The organism is Pseudomonas sp. Pseusp88 (genome assembly GCF_047303955.1).
In the GTDB taxonomy this organism is placed as follows: domain Bacteria; phylum Pseudomonadota; class Gammaproteobacteria; order Pseudomonadales; family Pseudomonadaceae; genus Aquipseudomonas.
On the sequence record NZ_JBGLYM010000013.1, the window covers coordinates 1 to 15,241 of the forward strand.

9 protein-coding genes are annotated in these 15,241 nt (G+C 61.5%); 3 read left to right on the top strand and 6 right to left on the bottom strand.

Going from position 1 to position 15,241, the window contains the following annotated elements; all coding sequences use genetic code 11:
- Positions 1-87: 87 nt before the first annotated feature.
- The 5 genes from ACCD02_RS17280 to mnmC form a co-directional block, all read right to left on the bottom strand.
- Positions 88-321, bottom strand: coding sequence for a DUF6124 family protein (locus ACCD02_RS17280; protein ID WP_413304169.1), 234 nt, complete (start codon positions 319-321; stop codon positions 88-90).
- A gap of 317 nt (positions 322-638) precedes the next feature.
- Positions 639-1,700 carry a lipocalin-like domain-containing protein gene (locus ACCD02_RS17285; protein ID WP_413304172.1) on the bottom strand — a complete coding sequence of 354 codons (1,062 nt, stop codon included), beginning with the start codon at positions 1,698-1,700 and terminating at the stop codon, positions 639-641.
- Positions 1,690-4,149, bottom strand: coding sequence for an FtsX-like permease family protein (locus tag ACCD02_RS17290; RefSeq protein WP_413304175.1), 2,460 nt, complete (start codon positions 4,147-4,149; stop codon positions 1,690-1,692). The genes ACCD02_RS17285 and ACCD02_RS17290 overlap by 11 nt, the downstream gene beginning before the upstream one ends.
- Positions 4,146-4,808, bottom strand: coding sequence for an ABC transporter ATP-binding protein (locus ACCD02_RS17295; RefSeq protein ID WP_413304178.1), 663 nt, complete (start codon positions 4,806-4,808; stop codon positions 4,146-4,148). The genes ACCD02_RS17290 and ACCD02_RS17295 overlap by 4 nt, the downstream gene beginning before the upstream one ends.
- A 174-nt stretch (positions 4,809-4,982) precedes the next feature.
- The gene (gene mnmC, locus ACCD02_RS17300) at positions 4,983-6,959 is read right to left on the bottom strand and encodes a bifunctional tRNA (5-methylaminomethyl-2-thiouridine)(34)-methyltransferase MnmD/FAD-dependent 5-carboxymethylaminomethyl-2-thiouridine(34) oxidoreductase MnmC (protein WP_413304180.1); all 1,977 of its coding nucleotides are present in this window, start codon (positions 6,957-6,959) and stop codon (positions 4,983-4,985) included.
- 136 nt (positions 6,960-7,095) lie between these two features.
- Here mnmC and ACCD02_RS17305 point away from each other — a divergent pair, with 136 nt between their 5' ends.
- The 3 genes from ACCD02_RS17305 (at position 7,096) to pap (ending at position 13,893) form a co-directional block, all read left to right on the top strand.
- A complete protein-coding gene (locus ACCD02_RS17305; protein WP_413304182.1) occupies positions 7,096-10,095 on the top strand; it encodes a dermonecrotic toxin domain-containing protein in 3,000 nt (999 codons plus the stop codon).
- A 12-nt stretch (positions 10,096-10,107) separates the two neighbouring features.
- Entirely contained in the window at positions 10,108-12,117 is a 2,010-nt protein-coding gene (locus ACCD02_RS17310) for an NEL-type E3 ubiquitin ligase domain-containing protein (protein WP_413304185.1), read from the top strand.
- 279 nt (positions 12,118-12,396) lie between these two features.
- Entirely contained in the window at positions 12,397-13,893 is a 1,497-nt protein-coding gene (gene pap / locus ACCD02_RS17315) for a polyphosphate:AMP phosphotransferase (RefSeq protein WP_413304188.1), read from the top strand.
- A gap of 437 nt (positions 13,894-14,330) precedes the next feature.
- Here pap and ACCD02_RS17320 read toward each other — a convergent pair whose 3' ends face one another.
- Positions 14,331-15,053 (bottom strand): FadR/GntR family transcriptional regulator, encoded by a 723-nt coding sequence (locus tag ACCD02_RS17320; RefSeq protein WP_413304191.1) that lies wholly within the window; start codon positions 15,051-15,053, stop codon positions 14,331-14,333.
- Positions 15,054-15,241 lie beyond the last annotated feature (188 nt).

Genomic DNA, 15,241 nt, shown 5'->3' on the forward strand with positions numbered 1-15,241 from the left:
TCCGCGAAGGGGCCAGTACATCCAACACATTGGCGGCGTCCGGAATAAAGCTTTCGCGAATGAATTCGCTCCCACAGGGTTCTCTCTCTAGTTCATTGGTTGGTTTCCAGATTTTGGCTCGAAATAGGCCAGTGAGCTGTCCAGATCCGCTTTGAGTACATCGACCAGATGGGTCATGGAAAAGGCCAGGTCGCGTTTCTGGCCGCTGAGGCTGTCGCCGGTTTCATAGGCGACGGCGGCGAGGCAGCGCAGGACGTCGGAGGCGTGGAGCAGGGATCGCTCCAGTGCGGCGAGGGATGGATCGGAAACGTTGTTATTCATAATGCTCTCTCTAAAAAGGGAGCCACCGACAGCTCGCTGCTAAACAAACAAAGGTGGCGGCTTTGACGCGGGTTAGCAGACCGGTGAGAGCACCATAACCGGCGCACCCGAGGGTGCCCCGCGCAAAGCCGCCATAGCGGCGCGCGTGGTGCAACTCAAACAGGCTGCTAAACCCGATCACTGATGTTCAGCGACCGGCGCAGACTAGAGAGCGATTTTTACCCACGCAAGAGGCTGCGGATTGTCTCGGAAACGTCGTACGCAATAAAGGGAAAGGCCTGTCCTGGAGCGGCTTTTTCGTGAGCGAAAGTAACTATTTAATATCCTGTCATCTCCAGATACCCCATGCCCTGATGACTGCCCGTAAGCCTTACCGGCCCCTCCCAATAGGGCAGGCTCAAGTTCATCCAGGCGTTTGCGTTCAGCGCTTCGACACTGATCGCTACAGCTTTGCCGGGAATGCTCACCGTCCAGCGGGTCGGCAGACGATGCCCGGCCACGCGGGTTTCGTTTTCGGGCTTGAGGCTGACGGCCTCGGCGGTTAATTGTTGCGTGCTGCCGTCCGGATTGATCCAGGTGCCGGTGACATACGGCTCCCCCTGTTTCTGACGCATGCGATAGAGCATCACTTCACTGCCGTCGTTCAGGTGCAGAGAGAACCAGTCCCAGCCCGTTTGATTGGCGGTCAGGGGCTGGCTGCTCCATTCGCGGTCGAGCCAGGCCGGGCCGCTGACCTGATAGGTCTTGCCATCGATTTCCAGCTGTCCCTGCGCCTGAAAGAACGGCTGGCTGTAGTAATACGAGGCCTGGCCCTGTTCGGATTTCTGGCTGAACCCCTGCTGGCCTTGTGGCACCGGCGCCTTGCCTGAGGTCAGTTGCAGGCGATAGCTGAAGCGTGGGTCTTTGGCTTGCAGTTGCAGGTTGCTCAGGTCGTTCTGGCCTTCGAGCGCCCAGTCATCGACGCGCGCACTAAAAGGCCCGAGGCTGACCCCGGCCTGGCCGACGCTGCCCCGTGCGTAGCGTTCGGCGGCATAGTGGCGGGTGGCCGAGGTGACGGCGGCGTGGCCCATCCAGAGGGTGCTGTCGGCCCAGCCCGAGGCTTGCGGGCCGGGGCGCAGGGCATTGCGGAACAGCGTCCATTGCACGCCGAAATCGTTGCCTTGGGCGTCCTTGAGGTTGGCGGTGATGTACCACCACTCGATGCGAAAGTCCGGGTGCGGGCCATGATCCGCGGGGAATGCCAGCACCTTGCCGGGCACGACCTGGGCAAAATCGGCGGCCTGATTGCCCAGTCCGGCAAAGCCCTGGTCCGGCTCGGTTTTGTCATCGCAACCGCTGAGCAGCAACGCGATGCACAGGAGCGCGCGGTTAATCTTCATGGGCAAAGGTCCTCAGCAGATCCACCGGGCGCGTGCGGTACAGCTTGAGCAGCGGCCAGGCCGAGGCGAGCAGGGTGGCGAGCATGGCCAGGGCCAGCAGTTGCAGTAATTGCCAGGGAAATATCTGCAGGGGCAGGCGCCAGCCAAAGGCCTGGACGTTGATCACCGCGTCCAGACACCAGGCCAGCAGCAGGCCCAGGGGCAGGGCGAGGATCAGGGGCAGCACGGCGAGCAGCCAGGTCTGGCCGAGGTTGAGCAGCATGAGCTGACGCCGAGTCACGCCCATGGCCCACAGCGGCGCCAGTTGCCCGAGGCGGCTCTGGCTTTGGGTCAGCAGGCTGATAAACAGCGCCACGCCCGCGACGCCCAGGGTCAGGCTGTTCAGGGCGGCGGTGGCGGCGAAGGTGCGTTCGAAGACCTGGCTTGACCAGGCTTTTAACCGGTGCTGATCGATCAGATGGTTGTCATCCAGATCGAAGCGCCGGCGCAGGGCATCCATCATTGCGCTCACGTTGTCTGGGGCCAGGCGCAGGTTGAAACGCGCGGGCTGCTGATCCGGCCAGTGACGCAGCAACTGTTGGTTGTTGATCAGCAGATGGCCCTTGGGATTACCGTAATCGGCGTAAATGCCGACGACACGTGCAGACCAATCTGAGGTAACCGGCAGGCTGTCTCCCACCGTTATTTTCAGGCGCCGGGCCAGCTGTTCACTGAGCATGACACTGTCGCCCGCCGCGAGTTGCTGCCACGGATCGCCTGCGACGGACTCAAGCAACGGCCAGTGCTGGCGATAGTGGGGATGGTCGATGATGCCGAAAAGATCGGCGGGCCAGCCTTGCAGCGTCAGGGGGATTTGCCAGGTGGGCAGCACGGCTTGAATGCCCGGTTGCTCGCCCAGCCATTGTTGCATCGCCGACGTTTGTTCGGGCGTTTGCGGGCTGACATACAGCTGCGCGCTCAGGCGTTGTTCCAGCCAGTTGCCGAAGGTCTGGCGAAAGCCCGATGTCATGCTGCCTGCGCCGATATTGGCGGCCAGGGCCAGGAGCAAGGCCATCAGGGCCAGGCTTAGAGCGGGCAGCTGTTGACGACAGTCGGCGAGAAACCATTGGCCCAGCACCGAACGGCTGCGGCCGAGCAAGGCGTCGAGCAGGCGACTGAGCAGTACTGGCAAACCGAGGGACGCGCTCAGCAGCAAGGCGGCCATCAACACGAAGCCCGCCGTCAGACTGTTGCCCAAGAGCAATGCCGCTACCGCGACAACGGCCGCCGTCGAGGCGATCCAGGCCTGTCGTCGCAACCAACGGGCATAGGCTTGATGCCAGGCTTGGGCGTTGGCCAACGCCAGCAAGGGCAGGCGCGCGGCGCGCAGCAAGCTATTGGCCCCGGCCAGCAAGGCACCGAACAGGCTCAGGCCGATACCGCTGAGCCACCACCAGGGGCTCAGGCTCAATTGCCCGGCGACTTGCGCGCCATACAAACCGCGCAGGCTGGCGGCGACATCGGGCAGCAACGCGCTGGCCAACAGGTAGCCGCTGATCACGCCGAAGATGCCACCCAGCACCGCCAGTGCGCCCAGTTCCAGGATCAATGCAACTAACAGCAGTCGTGCACTGACCCCGCAGGCCCGCAGGTTGCGCAGCAAGCCCCGACGTTGTTCCAGGGCCAGACCGATGGCGGCATGGACGATAAACAGGCCAACCACGAAGGACAGAAAACCCAGAGCGTCGAGATTGAGATGAAAGCTTTCGGTCAGCCGCGCCAGGCTGTTCTCTTCGCCGCCCTTGTTCAACTGCAAACCCTCTGGCAACGGCGGCGTATTGACGGCGAAGGCAGAGGGCAGCAGCAGACGCGTCAGTTGCTCATTCATGCCCAGCAAGGGTTGAGCGAAACCGATATCCATCAGCAGCAGGCCCGGCGCCATGTCGGCTTGAACCTGTAGTGGCGGCAGCGACTGGCCGCTCTCGCTTTGCACTTGCTGGCCCGGTTGATAACCCAATTCCTGCAGGGTCTGCGGGGCGATCCAGGTGCGGCCCGGGGTGAGAAAGAAATTGACTTGCCCGGCGACGTCGAGCTGTTGTCCGGCAATGGCCGAACCCTTTGGCAGCGACACCGGTTCGATGCCCATGACCCGAAGGCGCTGTTGGGGATGATCCTTGAGCGTGATATGCCCCTCGACCACCGGTGACACCGGCCAGCCCGCCCTGCGCAGTTCGACGAACAGGCTCTGTGGCAAGGGATTGCCCGTGGCGCTGACCAGACTGGCCGGCGGCTCGCCGCCGATCAGCTGGCTGGCCTTGGCATAGCTGTCCCGGGCCTGCTGGTTGAGGGCTTCGACCCCCGTGAGCAACCCGGTTGCCAGCCATAGCCCGGTCAGCACACTGAAAAATTGCACCGGATGGCGTCGCCAATGGCTGAGCAGGGCGCGCAGGGTCCAGTACAGGACGCTCATGGTTGGGTGGCCAGCCGGCCAAAGTGCAGCAGTTCGGTACGTTGCAGCCGTTCGGCGACCCGTGGGCTGTGGGTGACCATCAACAGGCTGGTGCTGCTGTTGGCCAGCAGGTCGAGAAGCAGTTGCAGCACTTCGTCACTGGTGGCTTCGTCGAGGTTGCCGGTGGGTTCGTCGGCCAATAACAGAGCCGGTCGCGAAGCCAGGGCCCGGCCAATCGCCACGCGCTGTTGCTGACCACCGGACAACTGTTCGGGGTAGCGCTTGAGCAGCTCGCTCAGGCCCAGGCGCTCGATCAGCTCGGCCTGCCACAGCGGTTGATAACGCCCGGCCAGGCGGGCCTGGAAGGCTAGGTTGTCTTCGACCCTGAGGCTGCCGATCAGGTTGAACTGCTGGAAGATCAGGCCGATTTCCGTGCGCCGCCAGTTGGCCAGTTGCGCTTCGTTCATGCGTTCCAGACGTTGCCCGGCGATGTCGATAGTACCGGCGTCGACTTGATCAAGACCCGCGATCAGGTGCAGCAGGGTGCTCTTGCCGCTGCCGGACTCGCCCATCAAAGCCAGGCTTTCACCCTGCTGCAAGTGCAAATCGACACCGCGCAATACGGCCAGGGGGCCTTGGGCGGTGGCGTAGTTCTTGAAGACGCCGGTTACCTGGAGCATGAACGACTCGATCTGGGGGGCGATGGATGAGGATAACGGTAATTTGATGATGGAGGAGATCAAGTGGGACTGGCTTCAGCCGGGAAGGCGAATATTCAAGACCATGAATAGGTATTGGATGTACTGGCCCCTTCCCGGCTAAAGCCGGTCCCACAATTGCGCTCGATACGTCGGTTACACCCCGCGAATCAACTCCCGCAACATGAACCGGTTCGGGTGACAGGCCTTGACCACGCTCAAGGGCAGCGGCAACGGCTCGTTATCCAGCCAGGCCGCCAGCAGTTCGGCACACAGCGGTGCAGTGATCAGCCCGCGGGAACCATGGCCGCTATTGATGTACAGGCCGTCGAGCCACGGGCAGGGCGTGTCCGGTACCTGGCGGGCGTCCTTGGCCAGGGTGGCGTAGGTGCTGAGGAAGGCTTGTTTGTCCGCCAGCGGCCCGACGATGGGCAAGTAGTCGGGGCTGGTACAGCGGAACGCGGCGCGGCCTTGCAGGGTCTCCGGTGGCAGGTGTTGGGCATCGAGGCGGCTGCTCAGGTCGGCGGATATTTCCTGTAGCAACGCCAGGTTGCCCAGATGATCTTCGGTGGTGGTGCTCAGATCGGTGTTGTTGAAGTCGAAACTGGCACCCAGGGTATGTTCGCCGTGGCGTGCCGGGGCGACGTAGCCTTCGGCGCAGACCACGGTTTTCAATGCCTGGCTGGCCTCGGTCCGGGGCAGGCGGGTGATCTGCCCGCGAATGCGCTTGAGGGGCAGGTCGGCGCTGGCCGGGAAGCGTTTGATCTCGGCAGCGCCTGCCAGTACCACGACGCTGGCGCTGTCGATCAGGCGTTCGCCGTCCCAGGCCTGCCATTGCCCGGCTTCGTGGCGCAGTTCGACCACCTCCTGATGCAATTGCAGCTGAATGTTCGGATGCGTGGCCTGGGCCTGGCACAGGGCCGGCGGATGTACCCAGCCGCCTTCGGGGAAGAACAGGCCGCCGCAGTCCAGGCCGATGCCGCTGAGCTGTTCGGCGGCGGCGGGTTCGACGTGATGCAGCAGGTCCTTGGGGAAGGCCGCCGCCAGTTGCGCCTGACGCAACAGTTCCTTGTCATTGAAAGCCAGCTGCAGCACGCCGCAGGCATCCCAGTCGACACCCCGTTGCAGGCTTTCCAAAAGACGGCGGGTGTAGCCGAAACCGCTGAGGATCAATTGCGACAGGGTTGTGCCATGGGCCGACAGCTTGAGGTACAGCACACCCTGGGGGTTGCCCGAGGCTTCTTGCGCCAGTTGGTCATGGCGCTCCAGCAGGCTGACTTGCCAGCCCCGTGCCGCCAGACTTGCTGCGGTAGTACAACCAGCCATGCCGCCACCGATGACCATGGCCTTGCGCGGGCCGCCAATGGCCGGGGGGCGGGCGAACCAGGGTTTGGTTGCAGGCAATGGTTCGACGTCTTCGGGCCAGCCGCCGAAGGTGCCACGCAGCACTTCCCACTTGCGGCCGATGCCCGGCACACGTTTCATTTTGAAGCCGGCGGCGTTCAAGGCGCGGCGCACCCAGCCGGTACTGGTGAAGGTACCGATGGTTGCGTCCGGCGCGCATAGCCGGGCCAGTTCGGCGAACAGTTCCGGGGTCCACATTTCCGGGTTTTTCGCCGGGGCGAAACCGTCGAGGAACCAGGCGTCGATCTGGCCGTCCAGTTGCGGCAGCATTTCCAGGGCGTCGCCGATCAACAGGGTCAGGGTCACCCGGCCGTTATCGAATATCAGGCGCTGGAAGCCGTCGTGCACGGCCACGTATTGCTTGAGCAATGGGGCTGAAAATGCCGACAGTTCCGGCCACAGGTCGAGGGCGCGATGCAGGTCGGCCTGGTTCAGGGGGAATTTTTCCACGCTGACGAAATGCAGCCTGGCATCGGCGGGTGCGCACTCGGCAAACAACTGCCAGGTACAGAGGAAATTCAGCCCGGTGCCGAAGCCGGTTTCGCCAATCACCAGGCGCCCGCCAGAAGGCAGTTCGGCGAAGCGCTTGTGCAGGTCGTTCTGGACGAGGAATACGTGCCGCGTTTCTTCAAGCCCTGACTGGGTGGCGAAGTAGACGTCGGAAAATATTCGGGAATGGGGATTGCCCTGGTCGTCCCAATCGATCTGGGCATGGCGGGTAATAGTCACGATGGCGCTCAGCTTGTGTACGGGCTGTTGATATTAGCGCAGCGCCGGACAGAGGCGGGCTGTATTAACTATCTATAGCCACCGACAGTGCAAAAGCTGATCACGTGCTCACTCTTTTATCACTTGGAGTTGAGCCATGACGAATTCCACGGCCAATATTCACCATGACTTTATCAAGGCCGCGTTGCCCGGTTGGTATGTCAATGCATCCTCTGAGATGCGCAAGCGCCTTAGCAGGGATATTGCTTTGGGGCATCAGTTGCAGGCGGTGCGGCTCAGGGCATTGAGTGGCCTCAAAGGCCTGCCCGAGTTTGCCAGACCGCTGCTGACCCAGGCACTGCAGGAGGCGTTCGGGCCTGGCCTGGACATTGGCGGTGACGAAATCTGGCAGGCCAGCCTGAGTCCGCCGGAATGTACCGGCTGCCAAGGGTATCTGGGCGTGTCGGTGCCGGCGCGCAGGAATACCTGGCTGGAGAATCAGCGAGAGATAGATAGCGGCAAGTTGCCCGACGGCGTCGAGCAGATCAGTCGACGTACCTTGTTGCAGGCGGCGCTGAGCAATTACTCCCGCGAAGAGATCAGCGTTGCCGAGGGCGAGCGGTTTTCCAGCGTACGCAAGGCCCGACCAGACGGGGCGGCTCCGGTTACCTATGTGCCGAATGTGTCGGCCGCCGCGTTTATGCGGTTGTGCCGCCAGCTGGATCTGGGCGAACAGTATCAGACCCACCTCACCAGCGTGCTTGCGCCTTCTTCTGCGGCAGTCATGGCCGGTGCGCCTGGCTCCGATGAAATCCGGCAGGCGCTCAATGACAGTGCGCTCAACGCAATGCTTGTAGAGGCGCATATCGCCCGTATGCAAGGGACGCTTTCCCCTGAGGCCTATCTGGTGGTGCTATCGGCATCGGCTTATGAGGAGGAGGGCCTGGTCCACGTCGCAGCCCGGGCTCACTACTTGAATCTGCTGCACACTCATATCAAGGACGTGCTGGTTTTCCAATCCACTGTGTCGCAGCTTTGCGTCCTGTACATTCCCGGCGACCCGGTATGGCCATTTACCGAACATGGCTCTTTCGAGGGTGTGCTCAGATGGCTTCGCCCGAGGCTCAGAAGCGAAAAATATCGACAGTTCTTTGGTAACTTCGTCCAGTTGAGCGAGAGAGAGCGCTTCCTGACGCGGCTCAAGGATCGCCTGAACACCAGGATCACCCGCACCGAGCAGTACGGCAGCGGCTTGCTGACCAGCACCCAGACCCTGGTGGTGCTCGACGAAAACGTCAGCCTGGATCAAAGGTTGATGGCGGTGACCGACCTGGTCACGACGCACTTTGCCACGGCGACCCTGGTGCGCATCAGGGAGGATGCTCGCCTGACCGCCGTGCCGGTTTTCGAGAAGGATCAGGCGTCCGATCGTGCACGCCTGACTGAACTGGCCCAGGGCACCCTGACCGTACTGGGATTTGTTCCCGGCCTCGGCGAGGTGGTTGCGCTGGTGGTTGGCGCGCAGTTGCTCTACGAAGTATTCGAGGGTATCGCTGCCTGGGGCAAGGGTGATATGGATGTTGCCCTGGCGCACCTGGAGAGTGTGGCGGAGAACGCCGTGATGATGGCCAGCCTGTCGGTCATCGGTAGTGAGTTGGTCAGCCGGTTGGCACCGCTCAAGGCCTCGTCTTTCATCGACAGCCTGCTGCCTGTCACGCTGGATAATGGCGCTGTGCGTCTGTGGTCGCCCAACCTTGCACCCTTCGCCAGTGCCGTGGAGCTGCCCCAGGGCCTGGCGCCCAACGCCGAAGGGATATTCAGCCATCAGGGCAAGCATTACCTGACCCTGGAAGGCCGGCGGTATTCCGTACGTCATGATCCGGTACAGAACACCTGGCGTGTCGAGCCGCCGCGCGGTGGGCGCTTTTCGCCCCGGCTTGAGCATAACGGTGCCGGTGCCTGGCGTCATGAGGGTGAGTATCCCGCTGCCTGGGATGTAAAAACGTCATTCCAGCGCCTGGGTCACCCTGTAGCGTCCTTCTCTGAAGCTCAGGCCGAGCAAGTGATGCGGGTCAGTGGCACGGATGCGTCCATGCTCGCGGTGCTGCATCTGGACCGCCAGGCGCCTGCTGCGGGGCTGGCAGATACCATCGGACGTTTCACGGTGGACCAGCAGGTGGCGACCTTCATCGAGCAGATCAATGACGGCAGTCGCTTTGAATCGGCAGACCCGACTCTGCAACTCAAGCTGCTGCCGTCCATACGTGGCTGGCCGAAAGAACGTGTCATCCATATCTCGACTGGCCAGCCAGGCGAGACCTTGCCCGTCGGTCGGCCCATCGTCGTCAGCCAGGCCCGGGTCGATCAGGGCAAGCTGCTGAGCGCGGTGCTCGACGCCCTGGGCGAGGATGAGAAAGCGGCGATTTTCAGTCCCAGAAGACCGCCGACACCGATGAATCTGGCGTTTGAAGTCGGCCGTGTCAGTTGGGATAACCAGACGCTGTTGTTCGACACCCTGAACGCCTTGCGCGAGCAGGACAGCGATCCTCTGCTGGTCCTGCTCAAGCGTGACTTCCCCGGCCTGCCCACTGCTGCCGCCCGAGAGGTGTTGGCCGAGGCCGATGCCGGGCAACGGGCGCTGATGCAGATCACGCAACGCATTCCTCTGGCGCTCAATGAACGGGTGCGCGGCTATCTGCAGGAGGCACGGGTCAATCAGGCGTTGGAAGGCTTTTTCCTGGCGTCCAGGGACGACCACCCGGATACCCGCAAACTGGCGCTGCATCTGCTCGAGCGTTTGCCCGGCTGGCCGAACAACCTGCGTCTTGAGATACGCGACGGCGCGCTCAGTGGTCCGTTGCTGGATGCCATTGGCGAGCGATCGGCGACCCAGCGCAGGCTCCTGCTCAAGAACGGCCGTCGCTATCAGCCCGTTGATGGACAAGGTCGGGCGCTGCAGGAGAGCGTTCCCGAGCAGGGCAACTTCTTCGAGGCGGTCCTCCAGGCGTTGCCTGTGCAGGCGCGCCAGGCCATCGGTTTCAGCGACGCGGTGGAGGATGCCGTGGCCTTGCGTGAGCGCATTGTCAGCGAGGCCACGACACAGCGGCTGCGCGTGGCAAAAATCCTCGGTATACAACGGCCCAAACCCGGCTTTTAGGGGCCGAGCCGTTTGCTCGACGGTCGTTTCGGCTATCGCCTGAGTGGACGTGGCCGTGGCCTGCCGGTCGCCAGCCTGAGTGAAGCCGAGCAGCAGCGGTTGATTGCGGCCTATGGCCGTTTGTATCCGGATCTGGCCGACCGAGGGGATTTCGCCAGCGACATGGCGACCTATGTCAGCACACGCCTGCAAGACGGTGCGACGGTTGAACTGCTCTGGCAAGAGACCCAAGAGCGCTTGCTGGCGCTCGATACCCTGAACTCGGCGCTCAATGGCTGGGTCGATTCGTCGCAAGCCGGTGCCCAGTCGGCCCTGCGGCGAGAAGCGGCGGATGCGATCATCGATGCCTGGCGCTTCAATTCACCGTCGTCGCCGAACATGGGCAGGCGGGCGCTGTTTCTGAGCGATCTGGATATGCAGGAACTGACCGGGCTACCCGAGCTTACCGAGTATTATGGGCAGATCCGTTCGATCACACTGGAGTCGGTGACTGCGACAGCCGGACAACTGGACGGCTTTCTTGAGCGGTTTCCCTCCATCACCAATCTGAGCCTGGTCAGAAGCCAGATTACTGCGCTGCCCGAGCGTCTGCATACCCTCCAACACCTGACCTACCTGTCACTGGACGGCGCAGGCTTGACCCTCGATCAGAGCACCATGGACCGCCTTATGCAGATTCCCAATCTGGTGTCGCTGGACCTGGGCAACAATACCCTTGTTGGCGAACTGGACAATGTGCACCATGCCCATCTTGAACGGCTCTGGCTGTACCGTACGGGGCTGACGCAATGGCCGCAATGGACTGACAACCTGGGGTTGCGCTTGCTGGATATCAGCGCGAACCATATTGAAAATCTGCCCTTGCAGGTCATCCAGAACGGTAGCCATGCTCCCTATCGGATGACCATCCTGGCCTATGGCAATCCACTCGACGAGTATGAGTTGCGCCGTTATTGGGCCAATACCCGAGGGCGTGTGGACGATGTGTACCGCCTGGAGTTCGATGCCCACGGCGACAGTGACGACAGTATCAGTGAATTTGTCGACGATTCAGAGGAATCCGATACCCTCAGGGAGATCTGGTCCGGTCCCGAGCGTTCTGGCCACACCACGCCCATGCCCAGCGTGGATATCTGGGACGAAACCGGTCAGACGCAACTCAACAGCCGCCTGCACACCGCTTGGGACAGTATCCAGCGGGCCAATGATGCGCCGGACCTGCTGCTGTTGACCCAGCAACTGCCTCAGACCCAGGATTTCCGCCGTTATCGCACGCAACTCCGAGACGATGTTCTGCAGGTCCTGGAAATGGCTGCTGAGGATGCGCAGCTGCGTGTGGATCTGAATGCCATCGCCAATGACCGCATGGTCGGCGCCAACCAGACCTGTCAGGACGGCATAAGGCTGATATTCAGCGACGTTCAGGTAGCGGCCTACGTCCGCCGTGCCCTGCTCGACGCCGCTGTGCAGCAGGGCTCCCATAGCGAAGCGCGACTCAAGGTCATGCGCGGCCTGTTTCGCCTGAGCCAGATCCAGGAGATCGTCGATGAGGAGATCGTCGCCCGTAAGTCCCAGGGGCTTAGTGTGGACGATGTGGAAGTGCGTCTGGCTTATCGCATCGGCCTGGCCCAGGCCCTGGACTTGCCGAGGCAACCCCACAGCATGGTCTTTGCCAAGATTGCCGAAGTCAGCGAGCAGGCGCTGGAAAGTGCCAGGCAGCGGGTACTGGCGAGCGAACAGGGCGCTGATTTCATTGGCTTTGCCGTGGCCAACCGGCAGTGGAGCGAGTTCCTGCGCAGTGAATACAGCGCCGATTTTGCCCGTATCTCCACTCGCTTCGAGCCGCAGATGAGTGCACTGGAAGACTTGCGCGAAAGCGATCCGGATGAATATGAGCGGCGCAGCCATGAGGTGATGGCCAACCGTGAGATTGCCGAGCATGAACTGCTGGAGCAACTGACGGAAAATATCCGCGAGCTGTTCTTTACCTCAGCGGATGCGGACTCTCATCAAACACCGTAAAACCTGCTGAATCCGCGGCCACCGATTCGATGGTATTCACGCGCTACTGTGGGAGCGAATTCATTCGCGAAAGCTTTATTCCGGACGCCGCCAATGTGATGGATATATTGGCCCCTTCGCGAATGACTCCGCTTCCACAGATCGCTCCCCCATAGTCGACCCCTCCCGGCCCTGTTGACCAAGTGGCCATATGCCGGTGAAAGGTTTTTTAATTGATCCATCACCGGCAAACCATGCGCCGATAAAGTAGTCTCAATGTTTCCAGATAGGGAGACATGCATGTTCGAATCCGCTGAAATCGGTCACGTCATTGCCAAGGAAACCTACGACGCAGAGGTCCCGGCCCTGCGCGAAGCCTTGCTCGATGCCCAGTACGAGCTGCACGAGCAGGCCGGGCGCCAGATCATCGTGCTGATCAATGGCATCGAAGGGGCGGGCAAGGGCGAGACGGTCAAATTGCTCAACGAGTGGATGGACCCGCGCTTTATCGAAGTGCGTACCTTCGATCGGCAGACCGATGAAGAGTTGGCCCATCCCACCGCCTGGCGCTACTGGCGCCAGCTTCCTGCCAAGGGCCGCATGGGTGTTTTCTTTGGCAACTGGTACAGCCAGATGCTGCAGGGGCGGGTTCATGGCTATTTCAAGGACGCCGTGCTGGATCAGGCCATCAATGGTGCCGAGCGCCTGGAAAAGATGCTTTGCGACGAAGGCGCGCTGATCTTCAAGTTCTGGTTTCACCTGTCCAAAAAACAGATGAAAGCCCGCCTGAAAATGCTCAAGGACGACCCGCTGCACAGTTGGCGCATCAGCCCGCTGGACTGGCAGCAATCCAAGACCTACGACAAATTCGTGCGCTTCGGCGAGCGGGTGCTGCGTCGTACCAGTCGGGATTACGCGCCCTGGCATGTGATCGAAGGCATGGACCCTTACTACCGCAGCCTGACCGTGGGTCGGTTATTGCTCGAAGGCATGCAGGCAGCCCTGAAGGCGCCCAGGGGCGAGGCGACCAGCCTGACCCTGGGGCCATTGGCGGCCAACCATGGTGAATTCACCCTGCTAGACAGCCTGGACATGACGCTGTCCCTGGACAAGAGTGACTACGAAGAACAGCTGATTACTGAGCAGGCGCGCCTGTCCGGCAACATTCGCGACAAGCGCATGCAGCGCCATGCCCTGGTGGCGGTGTTCGAAGGCAACGACGCGGCCGGTAAGGGCGGGGCTATCCGTCGGGTGGCTGCGGCCCTGGATCCGCGTCACTACAACATCGTGCCGATTGCCGCGCCGTCCGAAGACGAACGGGCGCAGCCTTATCTATGGCGCTTCTGGCGGCAGATCCCGGCGCGGGGCAAGTTCACCATCTTTGACCGTTCCTGGTATGGCCGGGTGCTGGTCGAGCGGGTCGAAGGCTTTTGCAGTCAGGCCGACTGGTCCCGGGCCTATAGCGAGATCAACGACTTCGAAGAACAGCTCACCGAGGCTGGCGTGGTGGTGGTCAAGTTCTGGCTGGCCATCGATCAGGACACCCAACTGGAGCGTTTTGAGGCTCGGGAGAAGATCCCCTTCAAACGCTACAAGATCACCGAAGACGACTGGCGCAACCGCAAGAAATGGCCTGCGTATCGCGAGGCCGTGGGCGATATGGTAGACCGCACCAGCACCGAAATCGCTCCCTGGACGCTGATCGAGGCCAACGACAAGCGCTGGGCCCGGGTCAAGGTCCTGCGTACCCTGAACGAAGCGCTGGAAGCGGCGTTTGCCAAGGACAAGAAGAAGTAACAGAAACAAATTCTGTAGGAGCGAGGCTTGCCCGCGAACGCGTCAGGTCAGGCGACTTGTTTATTACCTGATCCGGCCTCTTCGCGGGCAAGCCTCGCTCCAGCGGGGGCTGCGTAGCTTCATCATCACCTGCCAAAACCAGCGACAACGCCTGAACGACGGCACTGTAGAGCGGGGTCAAATCGCGCATGTCTACCTCTCCTTGTAAACCGGTTGTCAAAAAAACGGCATTACAGGGCTGATATTCGTTTCAGCTCTGTAACAACATAGCTAAGAACAACTTTTGGAAAAGGTAGGACGGATTTTTCATAAGGCTTATGCCGAAAAAATCGCTTCCATCAAACACAAACCTGAATGTGGAATGAGGCCCTGTAGGAGCTGCCGAAGGCTGCGAGTCGGAGTGTCAGACATACCGCTTTCGCAGCCTTCGGCAGCTCCTACAGTGACAAATCCTGACCCAACACCACACTCAGCGCATTGCGCGCATCGTCCAGTTGCACCAGGGTTGCATGACGGGCGCCGAGAGCGTCGCGATTTTCGATGGCGGTGAGGATCGCCTTGTGCCGGGGCAGGGCCAGTTCGTGCAGGTTGGGGCGTTGGTTGGAGTGCTTGAGGGCTTCGCGCAGGGCCAGGGAGAGCATGTTGCACAGGTGCGCAAGCAGGTCGTTATGGGTGGCATCGGCGATGCGGCTGTGGAAGTCCAGGTCCGGTTGCAGCAGGGCTTGCGGGTTCGGCGCAGCTTCCATGCGTTGGTAGGCTTCAGCGATGCTGGCGACTTCTTCGTCGGTCGCGTGTTGCGCAGCCAGGGCGGCCACCGCCGGTTCGATCACCGCACGCACACTGGTCAGCAGGTTGAAGAATTCGTTCTGCGGCGTGCTCTGCATGACCCAGTGCAGCACGTCCGGGTCGAGCAGGTGCCACTCGCGTCGGGCCTTGACCACCGTACCCACCCGTGGCCGTGAATAGACCAGCCCCTTGGCCACCAGAACCCGCGTAGCTTCACGCAAGACCGGGCGACTGACCGCATACTCTTCGCAGAGCAGGGCTTCGGCAGGCAGTTTTTCATCGGGCTTGAAACGGCCGGAGACGATCTGCATGCCGATTTCCTGAACGATGCGGGCATGCATGCTTTTACGGTCGGAGGGTTTTCGGTAATCCATGTGGACGCGGTCGATCCTGAGCGGGAATGCGGCGCATGATAGCACTGGCGAGTTGCCGTGCAGTAAACACCGGACGGGGCAGGAGCGAATTATGTGGGAGCGAATTCATTCGCGAAAGCAATCTGCCAGACGCCGCAGATGTATCGAATTTACCGGCCTCTTCGCGAATGAATTCGCTCCCACAACTG

Bases quoted from the DNA above. Each gene is read 5' to 3' on its own strand.
- ACCD02_RS17280 (WP_413304169.1), bottom strand. From the start codon at position 321: ATGAATAACAACGTTTCCGATCCATCCCTCGCCGCACTGGAGCGATCC.
- ACCD02_RS17285 (WP_413304172.1), bottom strand. From the start codon at position 1,700: ATGAAGATTAACCGCGCGCTCCTGTGCATCGCGTTGCTGCTCAGCGGT.
- ACCD02_RS17290 (WP_413304175.1), bottom strand. From the start codon at position 4,149: ATGAGCGTCCTGTACTGGACCCTGCGCGCCCTGCTCAGCCATTGGCGA.
- ACCD02_RS17295 (WP_413304178.1), bottom strand. From the start codon at position 4,808: ATGCTCCAGGTAACCGGCGTCTTCAAGAACTACGCCACCGCCCAAGGC.
- ACCD02_RS17305 (WP_413304182.1), top strand. From the start codon at position 7,096: ATGACGAATTCCACGGCCAATATTCACCATGACTTTATCAAGGCCGCG.
- pap (WP_413304188.1), top strand. From the start codon at position 12,397: ATGTTCGAATCCGCTGAAATCGGTCACGTCATTGCCAAGGAAACCTAC.
- ACCD02_RS17320 (WP_413304191.1), bottom strand. From the start codon at position 15,053: ATGGATTACCGAAAACCCTCCGACCGTAAAAGCATGCATGCCCGCATC.